The organism is Flavobacterium sp. CG_9.10 (assembly GCF_015752245.1).
In the GTDB taxonomy this organism is placed as follows: domain Bacteria; phylum Bacteroidota; class Bacteroidia; order Flavobacteriales; family Flavobacteriaceae; genus Flavobacterium.
The window spans coordinates 41527-58762 of the sequence record NZ_JADOVD010000005.1 but is presented as its reverse complement, the minus strand read 5'-3'; the positions used below and the strand labels follow the sequence as shown (position 1 = coordinate 58762).

Here is a 17236-nt window from a genome sequence, read left to right as displayed (position 1 = left end):
TCGTGTTTAAATTTACTTCCAAATCGTGAAAAAACTTTTCAAACTTATACTTAATACCATCCCTCGCCCACTATTAATCAGGTTGAGTTATGTGGCACGTCCTATCATTGCATTTACTTTAAAAGGTTCTACATTCACTGATCCTATTGATGGGAAAAGTTTCAAATCGATGTTGCCTTATGGATATGAAACACAACGGAACAACGTACTTTCACCAAGTACACTTTCTCTGGAAAGACACCGTTTATTGTGGTTGTATTTGAATGAACAAACTGATTTTTTTAAACCTGAACTCATTTCAGGTTCTCCTAATTCAAGTTCAAACCGAATTAAATTGCGAGATGCTGATATAAATTCAGTATTAAAAGTGTTGCATTTTGCGCCGGAACAAGCTTTCTATAAATTATTCAGAAACCAAAAAAATCTGGATTATACCACAACCGATTTATTTTCACCTCTTGCCGATGTAAAAGCGGATATATGTGATTTGCCTTTCGAGGACAATCAATATGACGTTATTCTTTGTAATCACGTTTTAGAACACATTCCGGATGATACCAAAGCGATGCAAGAATTATATCGAGTTTTGAAACCTGGCGGAATGGCCATTTTACAAATTCCGCAAGATTTATCCAGAGCGACTACTTTTGCTGATGATACAATCACAGATCAAAAAGAACGCGCCAAAATCTTCGGACAATATGATCATGTTCGGATTTATGGACGCGATTATTTTGATAAATTACGAAGTATTGGTTTTAAAGTAATCGAAGAAGAGTATACCACTAAAATTGCACCCGAATTAGTAGAAAAATATTGCTTGGCCAAAGGGGAAATTATCCCGGTTTGTTTTAAATAATTCACCATAAAAAAACCTGCTGAATTCAACTTTAGCAGGTTTTTAGTTTATAAATAAATTGGTTTATTTAACTCCAATTTGATGGCTTTCTATTTTACCATTTATATAAATTTTTAAAACATAAACTCCCTTATTTAAACCACTAACAAAAAATGAAGCTCTATTATCTTTAATTTGAATTTTGGCTTTTGATTTTCCCATAATATCAAATAATTCTCCTGAAATCTTAGCATTCTTTTCCGGAAGATTATTTGCATCTCTTAAGTCTATGTTTACTTTTTCATTTGAAGGATTTGGATAAACCAAAAATGTTTTTTCGTCTTCTGATAGTCTCATTAAATTATTGCTACAATCGACAACTTCAAAATACAACTCACTCCATTCGCTCCACCCACAATTATTTTTAGCTCGAACTCTAACACCTGTTTGTCCAATATAATTAGGAGCTATATAAATTTCATTTCCCCTAGTGTCTTGAGCAATTACAATGTTTGCATTAATTCTTTCCCATTCCCAATTTGTTTTTTCTCCAATTTCTAAATCAGTCATACCGATAACACTTGCCTCAACATTATTTGTTAAATCAAAAGAAGGCAACCCTAGTTCTTGCTGGCAAAAAGTGCCACTACATATTGTAGATTGATTTGGACAAATTAGTCCTGTAATTTGTGGCGCACCTACCCAAATTCTTTTAGTTATTGTAATGCCACCACAAATAGCATTACCATATATTACTTGCAGAGTTACGTAACCACTTCCATTATTAATTGTTAGGGTTACAGTCGACGTGTTGTTACCCGTTAAATTAGCAAGATACCCACCTTCGGTTATAGACCAATTATATGAATCAGCACCGCTTGGAACTGAAAAAACACTCGTCCCACAAACGGCATCGTTTCCAGTGATTTGTGATGCTGAATTTCCTGAACACATAAAGGAACAATTTGCTAATTCTGGATTAGTATACGGATTGCTCAATGCGTTTAGTTCAGATGCTAGCCATTTTCCATTTCTGGGATTAAATGAAATGTGTTGTTTGTTGTGTGCGTTTGGGTTTACTATATCAAAATCTGTGACGAAATTGGCAAACGGACTATTTTTGGGAGAAACAAGTGGTATTGCCCCAACATATGATTTTTTGTAGTCTTCATCTATTAAGGTTATGTTTCTTTTACCAATATCTAGAGCACTTGCTGTTGGAATAAAACCAAAACGATCTTTTATAATTAGATTTGGGCTATTAACAGTTCCAGCTAGAGTATTTGTATCAAAATAGCCACCTCCATAAGTATCAAAAGGTAAAATTCCCAAAGGTTGGTTTTTTGTTACATTAGTAATATCAACCGTGACATTTAAAACCCAAAGAATTTTCTTGGTATATGACATACGTCCTTTGTAAATCTCGTTACCGGAAGTATCATATAATGATTTAGCTTTAAAATCGACATTGTATTTTGAGTGCCCAGGGAATAGTCCTAAAACTGCTACCCCATAAAGATCAGAATCTACAAATGTTCCACCAATATATCCTCCTAAAGGATTGTAAATCAAACTGAATAAATCACCCCAAAAAGACAATCCTTTGTTTAATTGAATATTGACCAAGTCATCACCTGGATTAAAGTTTTGAGTTGTACCGCATTCGCTACCATTACTGATCGCGATATTCCTGCATTGTAACGGATAGCCACCACTATTTGCAAGCCCTTTTCCTTTTAATTCATCATAGAATGAGGTGTTTTCCCAATTGTCTATTGCGTAATTAGAATTTACAAAATTGCCGATTAATTGTTTAGAAGCTGGAGCGTCGAGAATAGACAAATAAGAAGAAACAGGTTGGGTATCTGTATTCATGGGAAGATAAACTTCACCACCATACAATAGTAAAGGAGATTTTACATACTGACTTTTAAGGTGACGAAACATATACTGAAAAGAAATCGGAATATTAGCCCCTTGTTGCGGTGCATCGTGTGATATAAACAGACTGGTTTGATGATTTTCGCCTCGCTGCTCCATATCTGCAAGGGCATAACGAGCAATAACACCACCCATACTTTGTCCTAAAACTACATTTTTAGTGGTACTCCCGCTCAAAACTTTACGGTCATTCACGTATTTTATGACCGCCTCAAGGGCATAAGCATTACGTTGCATATAATCTACGCCATTATTCCAATCTACATAGACAATGTCGTATTGTTTGTAGTCTTCGTAAAGTAGATTTTTTAATTCAACTCCGCTTTCAAGAAGACTTGGTTGAAATGTTCCAGAATAGGTATTATTCCCATATGCTTTTTCAGGATTCAAAACTACACCAAGATCAAATCCTTCGGCTACAATTAGCGGTCTCTTAAGTCCCTGACTAGGATCCCCAGCATAATCAATCGTCAGCTTTACAGTTCCTAATCCGCCTAGATAAGGAATTGCAGCTGTTATACTTATTGGGCTTTCTGTTGGAGAAATTCTACAGGTTTGGCAGGGTGGAGGAACTGGAGGTCCTGTTTGTCCATTTACCTGATTTTTGCCTATTTTCATCCTTGATTGGTTATACAAAGCTGTACCATTACTGAGATTCAGTTTGTATTTCCAAATTTTTGTCCCGTATGTGGTATAATTAACCGTAATGTTTTGGTTATACGTCACTGTTACGTATCCCTGTCCATTATCAAAATCTATTTGTATGCTTGTTATTAGGTTTTGATAATTAGAGATAAATATATTGGAAGGAATTTTTACTTGCATAGTCAATTCATCATATTGCTTGATGGGCGCTGCCATTGCAAAAGTTTGCAACTCTTGATATGGATTTTGCCATACTCCGTTGATTACCTTGTCATAAAATTTATTGTTGGACAACATAATCTTATTAGTCGTAAGGGCATTATCTGCAAATTGAGCGTACTTAAAATACAGCCCACTCAAGGCGATAACACCTATTGATCTATTGCCGTTCCATCTGTTGTCATATTCTGTAGGAGTTATCCAGGCCGTACTTACTTCTCGTACTCTGCTAGAAAGTAATGTGTTATAAATTTGATTTTAACTAGATTTGTCTGAATACGTACTATCTGTAAGTGTACCATTGTAAGCAGGTACATTGGTAAACTCCATACCATAATCGAGCAGAATACCGTGTGGTATTTTGGTTTTGTCCAGCGATCCAAATACAGTGTTCATTTGTGTTGCAAAAGTCGTATTGATGTCTTGTTGCGCATTTGAAAATATAGAAAATAAAAAAGCAAAAAGGAGGAATGTAATTTTTTTCATAAATTTGTTTTTTAAATTAAATAAAGATGAGATATTGTTCAATTTGATTTTGGTAAGACTGTCTTTTTGCCAATCTTACTTTTTTATAATTAGTTTTAATATTCCATATCAAAGCGACCTTCACGAACTTGAATTTTTTCTCCTTTTGAGTTTACAGCATCAAACCAAAATGTTCCCGATAGTATTGCTTTGCTAAAATTATGATTAGTGATTTTTAGTTCGCCAGTGATTGTTAAGGTTGTTCTGTAATCATCTTTACCGATACCTCCCGTAAATACAACAAACTGCCCCCATTTAGAATTATATTCCTGTAAGTCGTATATTTTACCTATTTCTAAATTTTGATTTAAAGTTGAGATATAAATTGATCTTGAAGTATCATTCATATTTTCAGTAATTCTTAATCCAAAATTCAATCCGTCTTGATATAAACAATTTAATATTATTCCAGTTCCTTTTGGTAAAAATGCTTCACCATTTATTAAACAACCAGCAGTATTTGCACCTGTTTGTGTAGCAGGAGGTAGTTGGTCTATTGGCTTTTTCGGTTTGTTGTCATCTGTAGAGCAACAACTTAATATAAGAACTGTTGCGAATAAAAATAGTAGGTTTTTCATTGGTTAAGTTTTTGTTAAAAATAAAATATATATACTTTTTACGTGTTAATTTTTAGTTAATTTTATTGCAACTATTTGATCTTAATGATTTTTTAAATTATATAAATGTGAGGTGTTGTTTAATTTGATCTTTGTAAAATTATCTTTTTGCCAATCTTACTTTTTATAATTAATTTTTAATATTCCCTATCAAATCGACCATCGCGTACTTGTATTTTTCCCCTTCAGAGTTTATTGCATCAAACCAGAAAGTACCAGACGGTATTGCTTTATTAAAATTATGATTGGTTATTTTTAGTTCGCCTGTGATTGTTGAAGTTGTTTTATATCGCAAATCTCCAATATTTTGATATATATTATATTCCCCAAATTGAGAATTTGCTCCATATTCTTTTAAAATGTACGTTTGACCAACAACTAAACTTTGATTATTGCTTATAATGCCTATTAATATTGTTTGATTATTTAGTTTTTGAGCGAGGTTAACAGTGAAATCTTTTCCATCAATATAATTACAAACTAAATTACCTGTAGGTAAATAGCCCTTTGGTAAAAAGGCTTTTCCATCTAACAAGCATCCAGCAGTATTTGCGCCAATTTGTGTAGCAGGAGGTAATTGGTCTATTGGGTTTTGTGGTTTGCTGTCGTCTTTCTTGCAACAAGTTAATGTAAGTGCGGTGTTAATTAATAATTACTTTAACTCCAATGTGTTTGTATTTAAAGTCTGTTATTGTTAATAATTACAGCGAATCGTCCTACTATAATTTCTACCATAAAAAAAACCTGCTAAAGTTAATTTTAGCAGGTTTTTAGTTTATAATTAAATTGATTTATTTTTTTTCCGGCATTAGTATTCCAATTACTTTATCTTTTGTAAGGTATTTTTTTGCAATATCTTGCATATCCTTAGCCGTTACCGAATTGACCGTTTCTTCAAATTTCAAAACTTCTTCAGCGCTGCTTCCATTCGTATAGGATTTAGTAAAATTAGACAACCAATATCTATTTTCTTTACTATCTTTTCTGAAATCAGCCAGCTCCCCTTCTTTAAATTTAGCCACATCTTTTTCATCTGGTCCCTTATCAATAATGTTTTGAAGTTCTTTTAAAGCAGAAGCTGTCAATTTTTCAGCATTATCTGGTCCACATGGAAACCCAATTGAAAAGTTGTAGGATCCATTTGGAATTTTATTTAAACTTCCTCGTGCCGAAACACCATAAACGCCACTTTCATTTTCACGTAATTGTTCAATTAGTTTTATTGTCAAAACTTCACCTAAAGCTTGCATACTCATGGCATCTTTAGCAGAATATTTTGCATCTCCATAATACATAATAGTTACATTACTTTTAGGATCTGTTCCTTTATTAACCACTTTTTTCAAATCTCCTTTCAACATTCTATATCCTAAATCTACTGCTTTCTCTTTTTTATTAGTAGTAGCCAAAGATGCTAAATATTTTACGGCATATGCTTCCATAATTTTATCGTCAATGTTTCCAACGAAATAAAACTCAAAATCAGCAGCGTTGGCAAAACGCTCTTTGTATTTAGTGTAGGCTAACTTGTAATCTGTTGCAGCCCACGACTGATCCGTCGGCATAATTCCGTTGAATCTTGGATTTTCTTTATTCAGATAAGTATAAAACTCTTGTTGAAAATAGTTTTGTGGTTGCGAAGCCATATTCTTAAAGAAACTAGACTGCTTTTGTTTAAAGCCTTCAAAAGCTTCAGGATCATAGTTTAAATCCGTGAAGTACGCATACGTCATTTGGAACAAATACTCTAAATCCTTGGGAGTGGCATTCCCTCTTAAACCTTCGGTAGCACTACCAATATATGGACTTACTCGTGCAATTTTACCCGTCATAAATTTATTGATATCATTCAATTTTAATCCTGAGAATCCGGCTTCTGCCAAGGCTCCATTAGCAAATTGAACTTTTTTCATTTCATCATTTGAATACAAATTGCTTCCACCGAAACTTACTGCTTCAAAAAGAATCTCATCATTTTTAAAGTCGGTATTTTTATAAGTAACTTTTGCTCCATTAGATAAAAATAACGTTTTTGTCCCAATTTTATCATTGTTCTCACGTTTAACGATAGTTCCAGAAACAATATCTTGTCTTATAAGACCCTTGGCCACAGCCACATCTTCATAAGGTTTAATTTCATCAACATTCACTTTCAATGCATTCAAAACGTCTTGCTCTGAAGGTTTTTTAAGTCCCGCTTTTTCCGGCCCTGTTAAAACAATAACGCGATTATCATCTTTGATATATTCCTTAATATAGCCATTAACATCATTTAACCCAATTGTAGGCAAAAGTTGTTTCATGGTAGCAAATGTCCATTCAATTCCTGGAGTAGGCTGTTTTTCTAAGAAATTAGCCTGATATTCCGCTACAAAATTTTCAGAATTTGTTTTGCTTCTATCATTGAACGATTTTTCGATAGTGGCGATAAACTCTGCTTTTGATCGATCTAATTCTCCTTGGGTAAATCCAAATTTTTTCGCTCTTTCATTCTCAGTAACTAACACCTTCAAAGCACTTATTTGCTTGTCTTCTTGTGACATTGCAATAGATTGATACGCTTTTTTATTTCTAGCATAAGTTCCCCCATGATAGGAATATCCATAAATAAAAGGAGGTATTGCAGCATTTGTCAATTCATTCAATCTATTGTTTAACATGGTGGTGAACAATCCTTCAACCAAATCATCTTTAAAATCTTTCAAAGTAACTACCGGTTTTGGCAAGCCAGAATCTTTATACACTAACTGTACTTGTGCGCTTGTCGCCTCTTTATCGCTTTCAATTGCTACGAAAGTCTCTTTATGATTGGGTACCTCAAAAGTTTTTCTGGGTTTTTCATTTTTCGGATTTTGATAGTTTGAAAAGTGAGCAATCACTTTTTTCTCCATTTCGGCCACATCAATATCGCCAACAACAATAACACTCATTAAATCTGGTCGGTACCAGTCTTTATAAAAACTTACAATTTTGTCGTATTTAAAGTTCTCTAAGATTTCTTTTTTACCAATTGGCAAACGATCTGCGTAATGTGAATTGTACATCATTTTTGGCAAATAACGTCCCATCATTCTTTTTTGAGCCCCTAAACCCAAACGGTATTCTTCAAGAACAACACCTCTTTCTTTATCAATTTCTTCAGGAGTCAAGTTGGCATTAAAAGCCCAATCTTCAATGATATTAAAACCATTTTCTAATTTTTCCGGACTGTCTGACGGTATTGGAAGAAAATAAACCGTTTCATCAAAACTTGTGTAAGCATTTAAATGTTGCCCGAATTTCACACCAATACTTTGTAAATAATCAACCAATTTGTTTTTTGGAAAACGCTTCGTCCCATTAAAACTCATGTGCTCCATAAAGTGAGCCAATCCTTGTTGATCGTCATTTTCTAGAATTGAACCGGCATTGATAATAAGTCTCAAATCGACTTTATTCTCAGGTTTGGCATTTTTCTTGATGTAATAGGTTAATCCATTTTTAAGTTTTCCGGTTTTTACACTGGAATTAAAAGGAATTGTTTTTGAGTAATCAATTTCCTGTGCGAAAATCGCTGCGGGAATGAGCAACATCCCTAAAGCTAACTTACTAAGTTGTTTCATAAAGTTTGGTTTATTTTTATTCAAAACTAAACAGATAACTTTGCATACAATCGATTATTATGAAATATTTAACAGAAATTACTCACAAATAAAAATTTTTATTTCGCGTAGAAAGTCGGTCTAATTAAAATGAATCCTAATCACTATATTTACATTATTTAAGTGCTATAATAAGATGACAAAAACCGCTCTCAAAATATTTTCGTTATTCCTGCTTTTTTCATTCTATTGCACTTTCGCGCAAGTAGAAAAAGAAATAGCGTCACCTTATAATATAAAAACAGTTTCTTTTACGCAAAGCAATCAAAATGTAATTCCGATTTTTAAACTAGGAGAAGGATTTCAATTACAATTTGATGATCTTTTTGGTAACGAGGCCAACTATTATTATGAAATTACCCATTGCGATTATAACTGGAAGCATTCGGAAATTCCTAAAAGCGAATACTTAAAAGGTTTTGACAATCAAAGAATTTCAGATTACACTAATTCATTCAACACTTTACAAATCTATTCGCATTACAAACTATCAATTCCTAATCAAGTTACTCAATTATTAATTAGCGGAAATTATATACTGAAAGTTTTAAATGAAGAAAAAGAAGTTGTTTTCTCCAGAAAATTCATCTTTTATGAAGATGTGGCAACCGTTCCTATTCAGGTAAAAAGAGCCCGAACGGTCAGCAATTTAGATTTTAAACACAACTTGGAATTTGCGGTAAAATCAAATACGATTACATTTCAAAATCCGTTGAAAAACATAAAAGTAGTTTTACTTCAAAACGGACAGTTCAATAATGCTGTTAAAAATATCGTTCCGCAATACACCATTGCCAACGATTTAATTTACAAATATGATGCTGAAACCCAATTTTGGGCAGGAAATGAGTTCTGCTATTTTGAAAACAAAGACATTAGAGCTGCAAATAATAATGTTGCCCGAGTAAATTCAAATAATGAAATCTACAGTTCGTATCTATACACCAATAATGCCCGAACTAATTTCCCTTATTCCGTAACAGAAGATATCAACGGAAATTTTGTTGTTAAGAATCTAAATGCCGCCAATAATGAAATTGAGGGTGATTATGCTTGGGTTTATTTTAGTCTTTCGGCACCAACTTTCAGGCTGAGCAAAGACATATATATTACCGGCATGTTCAACAATTACAACCTGACACCCGAATATAAAATGGATTTCAATGCCCAAAAAGGAATCTATGAAAAAGCCATTTTAATAAAACAAGGATTTACAAATTTCAAATATACAGTTGCAGACAACAAAGGAATTATTGACGATGAAAATGCAATTGACGGAAATTTCTATCAAACAGAAAATGAATATTCTATAATCGTTTATTACCGCGAAAACAATGATCGCTATGATCGAGTAATTGGGAAAGGAGTCGCTAATTCGTTAAACATCATCAACTAAAAAAAACTTTTCTAAAATTGGCTCTACGAAATCAAATTTTTGTAAATTTGTCAGTATTAAGCACCTAAATCATTTATTTATTATGGTTTCTCAAATAACAAGAGGCATAAAAATATCAGTATTGACTAGTTTTGAAGGCACCTACTTCAAGAACTATAAGATCCATTTTGCCTTTAGTTATCAAATTACAATCGAAAATCACAGTAAAGATTCCGTTCAATTAATTTCTCGTCATTGGGAAATTTTCGACTCCCTAAATGATTCAGAAATCGTAGATGGCGAAGGTATAATTGGTAAAAAACCAGTGCTAAAACCAGGCGAATTTCACACTTACAGTTCAGGTTGTTTGCTGTCATCGCCTTATGGCGCGATGAAAGGTTATTTCAACATGATCAATTTTACCACCACAAAAAACTTTAAAGTAATTGTGCCTACTTTTAGACTGTGTGCTCCTTTCGCTTTAAATTAGGATTTTTTCCAGTTTCTTTAGAAGCTAATCCAGCTATCCATTTCAAGTTTTCGTCGCCTCATTTATTTTTTTCTAAGTAAAATAAGGAGCTTCTAAAGTCGCTCTTATTTCACAAGAAAAAATATAACGAGACCACAAAAAGCTTTCCATTTCTATCTGGGCTAAAACACTACCATCTAAATCTAGTGCTTTTAGTTTACAGCATTAAATGTCATTTCTTTAAACAATCCTTCGTACTTTTGTGCATTATTTAAAAAACACACTACAAGGATTTCTAATTTTATAATTTTACAAATATGTTAAAAGGATTTTTTCATGTACCAAAAGCGGTAAACGAACCAGTAAAAGGATACGCGCCAAATTCACCAGAAAAAGCAGCTGTTCAAGCAGCTTACACAAAAATGTGGAATTCTAAAATCGATGTGCCATTATATATTGGAAGCGAAGAAATTAGAACTGGAAACACTAAAAACATGACCGCTCCTCACGATCACAAGCACATCGTAGGAACCTATCATTTAGCCGAAAAAGCTCATGTTGAAAAAGCAATTGCAAATGCATTAGAATCAAAAACGGCGTGGGCAAATATGGCTTGGGAACAACGTGCCGCTATTTTCCTAAAAGCAGCTGAATTGATTGCAGGTCCATACAGAGCAAGAATAAATGCTGCAACAATGATTGCGCAATCAAAAAATATCCATCAAGCCGAAATTGATGCTTCCTGTGAATTGATCGATTTTTTACGTTTCAACGTAGAATTTATGACGCAAATTTACAATGACCAGCCAAAATCCAATTCGGATATGTGGAACCGTTTAGAGTACAGACCTCTTGAAGGTTTTGTATACGCGATTACTCCATTTAACTTTACCGCTATTGCCGGAAATCTTCCTGCAAGTGCTGCAATGATGGGGAATGTTGTAATCTGGAAACCGAGCGACAGTCAAGTTTTCTCTGCACAAATCATTATTGAAGTATTTAAAGAAGCAGGAGTTCCTGATGGCGTTATCAACGTCGTTTTTGGAGATGCTTTAATGATTACGGATACTGTTTTGGCAAGTCGTGATTTTGCAGGAATTCACTTTACAGGTTCAACTCATGTGTTTAAAGATATTTGGGCAAAAATTGGAACTAATATTCACCATTACAAAACGTACCCAAGGATTGTAGGAGAAACTGGTGGAAAAGATTTTATCATCGCACATCCAAGTTCGAATCCAAAACAAGTGGCAACAGGAATTGTTCGTGGTGCTTTTGAATATCAAGGTCAAAAATGTTCTGCAGCTTCAAGATCGTATGTTCCTAGAAGTTTGTGGCCAGCAATCAAAGAACAATTAATCACCGATACCAAATCGATGAAAATGGGTTCTCCGGAAGATTTTGGAAATTTCATCACAGCAGTTATTCACGAAGGTTCGTTCGACAAATTGGCTGGTTTTATCGACCAAGCCAAAAAAGATGCTGATGCTGAAATTATCGTTGGAGGAAATTATGACAAATCTGTTGGTTACTTTGTTGAACCAACCATTATCGTTACGACAAATCCACATTATTCTACGATGGAAACCGAATTATTCGGACCTGTAATGACGATTTTCGTTTACGAAGACGACAAATGGGAAGAAACCTTGGAATTAGTAGACACCACTTCAGAATATGCTTTAACCGGTGCAGTTTTTAGTACAGACCGTTATGCTATTGAACAAGCGACTACCAAATTGCAAAATGCTGCCGGTAATTTCTATATCAACGATAAACCTACAGGAGCCATAGTTGGAATGCAGCCTTTTGGTGGTGCAAGAGCCTCAGGAACGAATGACAAAGCAGGTTCTGCATTGAACTTATTGCGTTGGGCTTCGCCAAGAACTATTAAAGAAACTTTCATTACGCCAACTGATTATAGATATCCGTATTTAGGAGAGTAAAATTAGTCTTAAAGTTAGAAAGTCAAAAGTCGAAAGCCTTAAAAACTTTATAAATAACAAACCCCACTAGAACTCGATTCTTGTGGGGTTTGTTTTTTTATTTTCATTGCGATGAACGAAGCAATCGCATGATGAGAGTAACAAATGCGATTGCTTCGTTCATCGTAATGACCTAACTCGTAAACTTCAGCGGTACATGAACGACTTTCTTAGTCTCAAAGAACTCATCTTCAAAATAGTCGGATAAATCGTATTGAGTGGCTTTTGGAAAATCCTTTAATTCTTCGGTTAAATCACCGCCTTTTAGATACAGAATCCCATTTTTCAGTTCGTGCTTATTTTTCTTTTTGATTTTGTCTTTCACCCAAGAAACAAAATCAGGCATATTCGTTACCGCTCGACTCACGATAAAATCGAAATCGCCTTTCACCAGTTCGGCGCGCAATTGTTCCGCTTTTACATTTTTCAACTCTAACCCTTCGGCAACAGCCTGAACCACTTTGATTTTTTTGGCTATAATATCAATCAAATGAAAACGTGTTTCCGGGAAAAGAATCGCCAAAGGAATACCAGGAAATCCGCCTCCAGTTCCCACATCAAGAACGTACGTTCCAGGTTCGAATTTTATAATTTTGGCAATTCCCAAAGAATGTAAAATATGTTTGGTATACAAAGAGTCAATATCTTTTCTAGAAATGACATTGATTTTTTCGTTCCAATCGTGGTAAAGAACATTCAATTTTTCGAATTGCTCTTTTTGAATATCGGTTAAATTAGGAAAATACTTAAGAATCTCGTCCATCGTTCAATTTTTTTAACAAAAGTACTATTTTTAAGTCTGAAATATTTAACTCAATTTTGCAGAGTTGAAATTTATAATATTTATCTTTGGGAATTATTTAAAATTTATATGAACCAGACCGCTCCTACTTTTGCAAAGCAAGACAATCTAAAGTTTTTTAGAACACTTAACTCACGGGTAAACAACTACTTTAAGGAAAACAACATCTCAAAAACAGGGAATTGGAAACTTCATTTGAAAACCATTATTCTGATCACTGTTTTTTTAGCACCCTATTTTCTTATCCTAACCCTTGATATGCCTTTTTGGGCGCACTTATTATTGACAATTGTCATGGGTATAGGTATGGCTGGAGTGGGAATGAATGTGATGCATGATGGTAATCATGGTTCCTATTCTAATAAAAACTGGGTTAATAAATTCATGGGCGGAACTATCTATGTTTTGGCAGGAAATGTTCACAATTGGCAAGTACAACATAACGTTTTGCACCATACCTATACAAACATTCCGGGTCACGATGAGGACTTAGACGCAGGACGTGTTATTCGTTTTACAAAAGACGCAAAATGGCATAACTTCCACCGTTTCCAACAATATTACTCTGTATTTTTATATGGATTGCTAACTTTCAATTGGGCTATCACCACCGATTTTAAACAGATGCGTAATTATATAAAAAGGAAATTATCGTACGGAGAATTAAAAAGTCCGAAAGTACTATGGACCACATTAATCATTACTAAAATAATTTACATTTCTATCTGGATTGTTTTACCAATAGTTATTGGAATTACATGGTGGAAAGTTCTTATTGGATTTTTTATCATGCACTACACCGCTGGTTTAATTTTAAGTATTGTATTTCAATTGGCACACGTTGTGGACGAAACAACTAATCCGTCTCCAAATGAATTGGGCGAAATGGATAATACTTGGGCTATTCACCAATTATTCACCACAACAAATTTTGCTCCAAAAAACGCAATCGTAAACTGGTACACCGGTGGATTAAATCACCAAATAGAACATCATATTTTTCCAAATATAAGTCATGTTCACTACGGTAAAATTGCAAAAATTGTGAAAGAAACTGCTCAAGAATGCAACTTGCCTTATTACGAATACAAAACAATGCGAAGTGCCGTTGTTGCTCATTTCAAACATTTGAAAGAGTTAGGACAAAAACCAGCTATCAGTGCGTAATTGTTCCGTAAAAACGCACTGCAGTACCTCTCTACAATAGAATAAATAAAATAAAAAACTAACTACAACCTATTACAATGAATCCACTTTCAGATAGAATTAACAACTTATCGACATCGCAAACATTAGCAATGGCTGCTTTGGCCAGAGAATTAAAAGCACAAGGAAAAGATATTATCAGTTTAAGTTTAGGTGAGCCCGATTTCAATACGCCCGACTTCATTAAAGAAGCTGCTAAACGCGCCATCGATGAAAACTATAGCACGTATTCTCCAGTAGAAGGTTATGCCGAATTAAAAGAAGCAATCTGTAGAAAATTCAAAAGAGATAATGATTTAGAATACAAACCATCCCAAATTGTAGTTTCAACTGGAGCAAAACAATCCTTATACAACATTGCACAAGTAATGTTAAATGACGGTGACGAAGTAATTTTACCTGCACCGTACTGGGTTAGTTATTTCGAAATTGTAAAATTATCAGGTGGAGTTCCCGTAGAAGTTCCTACATCTATAGAAAGTGATTTCAAAATTACACCACAACAATTAGAAGCTGCCATCACTCCAAAAACAAAAATGATGTGGTTCAGCACACCTTGTAATCCAAGTGGTTCTGTGTACAATAGAGAAGAATTGACCGCTTTAGCTAAAGTATTGGAGAAATATCCAAATGTTTACGTGGTTGCCGATGAAATCTATGAGCATATCAATTTCTCTGGAAATTTTTGCAGTATCGCTTCAATTCCAGGAATGTTGGAAAGAACTATTACTGTAAACGGTGTTGCAAAAGCATTTGCCATGACAGGATGGAGAATTGGATACATTGGCGCACCGGAATTTATCGCTAAAGCTTGTACCAAAATTCAAGGCCAAGTAACTAGCGGAGCTAACAGTATTGCACAACGTGCTACCATTACGGCTGTAGATGCTGATCCAAGTGTTTTAAAATATATGGTTGACGCTTTTCATAGCCGTAGAGATTTAGTGGTTGGTTTATTGAAAGATATTCCCGGTATAAAAATCAATGTTCCTGAAGGTGCTTTTTACGTATTTCCAGACGTATCTTCTTTCTTCGGAAAAACATTAAAAGGAACTTTCATCAAAGATGCCAATGACTTCTCGATGTACCTCTTGGGCGAAGCTAACGTAGCAACCGTAACAGGTGACGCATTTGGAAACCCAGATTGCATCCGTTTTTCTTATGCCACGAGCGAAGAATTACTAAAAGAAGCATTAAGAAGAATTAAAGAAGCAGTAGCATAAAAATATTTAGTTTAAAGTTTAAAATAGTTTAAAGTTTAAAGTTTCACACTTTAGATTTTAAACTATTTTTGTTTATAAAATGATTTGGGCGTAACCATGCTTTCACTATCGTTACAGCATAGGTCGGGCTTTCGGCTTTATCTCTCCGTTTCACTACGAGGATATCGCCTCTATCCCTTACGCTGAAAAAAGATTCCGTGCACGAACAATTGATTGTACGGACAGGTCGCAACCTCTCCCTACAAAAAAACAAAAAACATGAAAATACTCTTACTAGGCTCAGGCGAATTAGGAAAAGAATTTGTAATCGCCGCACAACGCATCGGACAAATAGTAATTGCAGTGGACAGCTACGAAAACGCTCCGGCAATGCAAGTTGCTCACGGTTACGAAGTCATCAACATGCTGGACGGAGAAGCTTTGGACAAAATCGTAGCGAAACATAAACCTGATATTATCGTTCCTGAAATTGAAGCCATTCGCACCGAACGTTTTTACGATTACGAAAGACAAGGTATTACTGTGGTTCCCTCTGCGAAAGCGGCTAACTTTACGATGAATAGAAAAGCAATCCGTGATTTGGCTGCCAAAGAATTGGGTCTAAAAACGGCCGCTTATCGATATGCCACCACTGCCGATGAATTACGAAAAGGAGTTGAAGCCGTGGGAATGCCTTGCGTAGTAAAACCATTAATGAGTTCGTCAGGAAAAGGACAATCTTCCATAAAAACCGAAGCCGATATTGAAAAAGCATGGAAGTATGCCGTGGAAGGATCCCGTGGCGATGTGGTGGAAGTAATTGTAGAAGCCTTTGTCAAATTCAATTCGGAAATCACCTTATTGACCGTTGTTCAAAACAACAACCCAACTTTATTTTGTGCTCCTATTGGTCATAGACAAGAACGCGGTGATTACCAGGAGAGCTGGCAACCTGCCAGAATTTCAGATGCCGATTTATACGAAGCACAGGACATGGCCGAAAAAGTAACCGAAGCTCTGGGTGGCGCAGGACTTTTTGGCGTAGAATTTTTCTTGGCAGATGATGGGGTTTATTTCTCGGAATTATCGCCTCGTCCGCACGATACAGGAATGGTAACATTAGCCGGGACGCAAAACTTCAATGAATTCGAATTGCATTTACGAGCCATTTTGAGTTTACCAATTTTCGAAATTACATTAGAAAAAGCCGGAGCTAGTGCCGTTATTTTAGCTTCAGAAAATTCAACAAATCCAACGTATTCTGGAATAGAAAACATTGCCGCTTTACCAAAAACGGACTTCAGAATCTTTGGCAAACCAACAGCAAGACCATTTAGAAGAATGGGCGTAGTTTTAGTCAATGATACTTTAGAAACGCCAATTGAAGAAATAGTCGAAAAAGCCAAAAAAACAGCTACCTTAGTAAAAGTAAATCCATAATCATGAAAAAATTAATAGTAGCCACATTTTTATTTGTTACAGCAATAATAAGTGCGCAAGACAAAAAAGACCAATCTAAAACCCAAATTGTCGACGCTGCTTGCGGACAATGTCAATTTGGAATGGAAGGAAAAGGATGTGAATTAGCAGTCCGTATTGATGGAAAAAGTTATTTTGTAGACGGAACTTCCATCGATTCTCATGGTGATGCACATGCGAACGACGGCTTTTGTGCAGCTGTTAGAAAAGCCGAAGTTGTTGGTGAAATAAAAGACAACCGTTTTGTAGTTTCAAAATTTAAATTACTTCCTGAGGAAAAGAAAAAATAACA

General features: G+C 34.8%; 14 protein-coding genes. 8 read left to right on the top strand and 6 right to left on the bottom strand.

Annotated features, from left to right (window positions below):
• The first annotated feature begins 25 nt into the window (after positions 1 to 25).
• Complete coding sequence (locus tag IWX84_RS05600; RefSeq protein WP_196849768.1) at positions 26 to 859, top strand: class I SAM-dependent methyltransferase; 834 nt, start codon at positions 26 to 28, stop codon at positions 857 to 859.
• 63 nt (positions 860 to 922) lie between these two features.
• Here IWX84_RS05600 and IWX84_RS05595 read toward each other — a convergent pair whose 3' ends face one another.
• From IWX84_RS05595 to IWX84_RS05575, 5 genes are all read right to left on the bottom strand, one after another.
• The gene (locus tag IWX84_RS05595; RefSeq protein ID WP_196849767.1) at positions 923 to 3721 is read right to left on the bottom strand and encodes a T9SS type A sorting domain-containing protein; all 2799 of its coding nucleotides are present in this window, start codon (positions 3719 to 3721) and stop codon (positions 923 to 925) included.
• 180 nt (positions 3722 to 3901) lie between these two features.
• The gene (locus tag IWX84_RS05590; protein ID WP_196849766.1) at positions 3902 to 4129 is read right to left on the bottom strand and encodes a hypothetical protein; all 228 of its coding nucleotides are present in this window, start codon (positions 4127 to 4129) and stop codon (positions 3902 to 3904) included.
• Positions 4130 to 4224: 95 nt separating this feature from the next.
• Positions 4225 to 4746, bottom strand: a complete 522-nt coding sequence (locus tag IWX84_RS05585; RefSeq protein ID WP_091202687.1) for a DUF6252 family protein — start codon at positions 4744 to 4746, stop codon at positions 4225 to 4227.
• 169 nt (positions 4747 to 4915) lie between these two features.
• Positions 4916 to 5320, bottom strand: a complete 405-nt coding sequence (locus IWX84_RS05580) for a hypothetical protein (RefSeq protein WP_196849765.1) — start codon at positions 5318 to 5320, stop codon at positions 4916 to 4918.
• Between the two features lie 256 nt (positions 5321 to 5576).
• The gene (locus IWX84_RS05575) at positions 5577 to 8387 is read right to left on the bottom strand and encodes a M16 family metallopeptidase (protein WP_196849764.1); all 2811 of its coding nucleotides are present in this window, start codon (positions 8385 to 8387) and stop codon (positions 5577 to 5579) included.
• Between the two features lie 175 nt (positions 8388 to 8562).
• Here IWX84_RS05575 and IWX84_RS05570 point away from each other — a divergent pair, with 175 nt between their 5' ends.
• The 3 genes from IWX84_RS05570 to pruA all read left to right on the top strand — a co-directional run bounded on the left by IWX84_RS05570 (position 8563) and on the right by pruA (position 12216).
• Positions 8563 to 9822, top strand: coding sequence for a DUF5103 domain-containing protein (locus IWX84_RS05570; RefSeq protein WP_196849763.1), 1260 nt, complete (start codon positions 8563 to 8565; stop codon positions 9820 to 9822).
• 82 nt (positions 9823 to 9904) lie between these two features.
• Positions 9905 to 10291 carry a Co2+/Mg2+ efflux protein ApaG gene (gene apaG, locus IWX84_RS05565; protein WP_196849762.1) on the top strand — a complete coding sequence of 129 codons (387 nt, stop codon included), beginning with the start codon at positions 9905 to 9907 and terminating at the stop codon, positions 10289 to 10291.
• Positions 10292 to 10587: 296 nt separating this feature from the next.
• On the top strand, positions 10588 to 12216 hold the full coding sequence (gene pruA, locus IWX84_RS05560; RefSeq protein ID WP_196849761.1) for an L-glutamate gamma-semialdehyde dehydrogenase: 1629 nt from the start codon (positions 10588 to 10590) through the stop codon (positions 12214 to 12216).
• 172 nt (positions 12217 to 12388) lie between these two features.
• On the opposite strand, the gene rsmG is transcribed toward pruA, so the two are convergent.
• A complete protein-coding gene (gene rsmG / locus IWX84_RS05555) occupies positions 12389 to 13018 on the bottom strand; it encodes a 16S rRNA (guanine(527)-N(7))-methyltransferase RsmG (protein ID WP_196849760.1) in 630 nt (209 codons plus the stop codon).
• A 108-nt stretch (positions 13019 to 13126) separates the two neighbouring features.
• Here rsmG and IWX84_RS05550 point away from each other — a divergent pair, with 108 nt between their 5' ends.
• The 4 genes from IWX84_RS05550 (at position 13127) to IWX84_RS05535 (ending at position 17234) form a co-directional block, all read left to right on the top strand.
• Positions 13127 to 14224: a fatty acid desaturase family protein gene (locus tag IWX84_RS05550; RefSeq protein ID WP_196849759.1), complete on the top strand. Its 1098-nt coding sequence runs from the start codon at positions 13127 to 13129 to the stop codon at positions 14222 to 14224.
• Between the two features lie 77 nt (positions 14225 to 14301).
• Positions 14302 to 15486 (top strand): pyridoxal phosphate-dependent aminotransferase, encoded by a 1185-nt coding sequence (locus tag IWX84_RS05545; RefSeq protein WP_196849758.1) that lies wholly within the window; start codon positions 14302 to 14304, stop codon positions 15484 to 15486.
• Positions 15487 to 15744: 258 nt separating this feature from the next.
• Positions 15745 to 16905 (top strand): formate-dependent phosphoribosylglycinamide formyltransferase, encoded by a 1161-nt coding sequence (gene purT / locus IWX84_RS05540; protein ID WP_196849757.1) that lies wholly within the window; start codon positions 15745 to 15747, stop codon positions 16903 to 16905.
• A gap of 2 nt (positions 16906 to 16907) precedes the next feature.
• Entirely contained in the window at positions 16908 to 17234 is a 327-nt protein-coding gene (locus IWX84_RS05535) for a DUF6370 family protein (RefSeq protein WP_196849756.1), read from the top strand.
• Positions 17235 to 17236: the final 2 nt, after the last annotated feature.